The 2,500-nt window shown below is 51.3% G+C and carries 1 tRNA gene and 2 rRNA genes (2 of these 3 only partly in view); all 3 read right to left on the bottom strand.

Annotation, left to right across the window (positions count from 1 at the left end):
- Positions 1-594: ribosomal RNA gene (locus NSQ37_RS05865) — 23S ribosomal RNA — on the bottom strand (it extends 2,336 nt beyond the left edge of the window).
- Positions 595-769: 175 nt separating this feature from the next.
- Positions 770-2,319: ribosomal RNA gene (locus tag NSQ37_RS05860) — 16S ribosomal RNA — on the bottom strand.
- Together the 16S and 23S rRNA genes with 1 tRNA gene alongside form the textbook arrangement of a ribosomal RNA operon.
- Positions 2,320-2,484: 165 nt before the next feature.
- Positions 2,485-2,500, bottom strand: a tRNA-Ala gene (locus tag NSQ37_RS05855); it runs 60 nt beyond the window's last position.

The following is a 2,500-nucleotide window of genomic DNA, read 5'->3' as shown; positions in this document are numbered from 1 at the left end:
GTTAACGGGCTCTGACTACTTGTAGGCACACGGTTTCAGGATCTCTTTCACTCCCCTTCCGGGGTGCTTTTCACCTTTCCCTCACGGTACTGGTTCACTATCGGTCACTAGGGAGTATTTAGCCTTGGGAGATGGTCCTCCCGGATTCCGACGGAATTTCACGTGTTCCGCCGTACTCAGGATCCACTCAGGAGAGAACGAAGTTTTGACTACAGGGCTGTTACCTCCTATGGCGGGCCTTTCCAGACCTCTTCATCTACCTCGTTCCTTTGTAACTCCGTACAGAGTGTCCTACAACCCCAAGAGGCAAGCCTCTTGGTTTGGGCTGGTCCCGTTTCGCTCGCCGCTACTCAGGGAATCGCATTTGCTTTCTCTTCCTCCGGGTACTTAGATGTTTCAGTTCCCCGGGTCTGCCTTCTCATATCCTATGTATTCAGATATGGATACCACTCCATTACGAGTGGTGGGTTTCCCCATTCGGAAATCTCCGGATCAAAGCTTGCTTACAGCTCCCCGAAGCATATCGGTGTTCGTCCCGTCCTTCATCGGCTCCTAGTGCCAAGGCATCCACCGTGCGCCCTTTCTAACTTAACCGTTAAAAAGAATCACTACGTGATATCTTGCATTACTAATTGAATGTGAATTACTTCTGTTATCTAGTTTTCAAAGAACAACATCTCGAAGAATCGAATGATCCTTCAAAACTAAACAAGACAGGGAACGTTCTGTTTATAAGACCCAAGGTCTTATATTCCGTTAAAATCCTTAGAAAGGAGGTGATCCAGCCGCACCTTCCGATACGGCTACCTTGTTACGACTTCACCCCAATCATCTGTCCCACCTTCGGCGGCTGGCTCCTAAAAGGTTACCTCACCGACTTCGGGTGTTACAAACTCTCGTGGTGTGACGGGCGGTGTGTACAAGGCCCGGGAACGTATTCACCGCGGCATGCTGATCCGCGATTACTAGCGATTCCAGCTTCACGCAGTCGAGTTGCAGACTGCGATCCGAACTGAGAACAGATTTGTGGGATTGGCTTAACCTCGCGGTTTCGCTGCCCTTTGTTCTGTCCATTGTAGCACGTGTGTAGCCCAGGTCATAAGGGGCATGATGATTTGACGTCATCCCCACCTTCCTCCGGTTTGTCACCGGCAGTCACCTTAGAGTGCCCAACTGAATGCTGGCAACTAAGATCAAGGGTTGCGCTCGTTGCGGGACTTAACCCAACATCTCACGACACGAGCTGACGACAACCATGCACCACCTGTCACTCTGCCCCCGAAGGGGACGTCCTATCTCTAGGATTGTCAGAGGATGTCAAGACCTGGTAAGGTTCTTCGCGTTGCTTCGAATTAAACCACATGCTCCACCGCTTGTGCGGGCCCCCGTCAATTCCTTTGAGTTTCAGTCTTGCGACCGTACTCCCCAGGCGGAGTGCTTAATGCGTTAGCTGCAGCACTAAGGGGCGGAAACCCCCTAACACTTAGCACTCATCGTTTACGGCGTGGACTACCAGGGTATCTAATCCTGTTCGCTCCCCACGCTTTCGCTCCTCAGCGTCAGTTACAGACCAGAGAGTCGCCTTCGCCACTGGTGTTCCTCCACATCTCTACGCATTTCACCGCTACACGTGGAATTCCACTCTCCTCTTCTGCACTCAAGTTCCCCAGTTTCCAATGACCCTCCCCGGTTGAGCCGGGGGCTTTCACATCAGACTTAAGAAACCGCCTGCGAGCCCTTTACGCCCAATAATTCCGGACAACGCTTGCCACCTACGTATTACCGCGGCTGCTGGCACGTAGTTAGCCGTGGCTTTCTGGTTAGGTACCGTCAAGGTGCCGCCCTATTTGAACGGCACTTGTTCTTCCCTAACAACAGAGCTTTACGATCCGAAAACCTTCATCACTCACGCGGCGTTGCTCCGTCAGACTTTCGTCCATTGCGGAAGATTCCCTACTGCTGCCTCCCGTAGGAGTCTGGGCCGTGTCTCAGTCCCAGTGTGGCCGATCACCCTCTCAGGTCGGCTACGCATCGTCGCCTTGGTGAGCCGTTACCTCACCAACTAGCTAATGCGCCGCGGGTCCATCTGTAAGTGGTAGCCGAAGCCACCTTTTATGTCTGAACCATGCGGTTCAGACAACCATCCGGTATTAGCCCCGGTTTCCCGGAGTTATCCCAGTCTTACAGGCAGGTTACCCACGTGTTACTCACCCGTCCGCCGCTAACATCAGGGAGCAAGCTCCCATCTGTCCGCTCGACTTGCATGTATTAGGCACGCCGCCAGCGTTCGTCCTGAGCCAGGATCAAACTCTCCGATAAAGTAGTTTGACTGACTACGCACATCGCTGTGCGATTTATTTAAAACTTTGAATTAACAGGTACGTTTTGTCTTGTTTAGTTTTCAAAGATCATTTTGTTCACTTTCTCAAGCAACTTTTTAATTATATAATAAGTTTCTCTTAAAGTCAACATGTTTTTTATAAATGGTGGAGCCTAGCGG

This window comes from Bacillus sp. FSL P4-0334 (genome assembly GCF_038004825.1).
Classification (GTDB): Bacteria; Bacillota; Bacilli; order Bacillales; family Bacillaceae; genus Bacillus; species Bacillus velezensis.
Note: the sequence above shows the minus strand (reverse complement) of the source record. Positions and strands in the feature narration are given on the sequence as shown.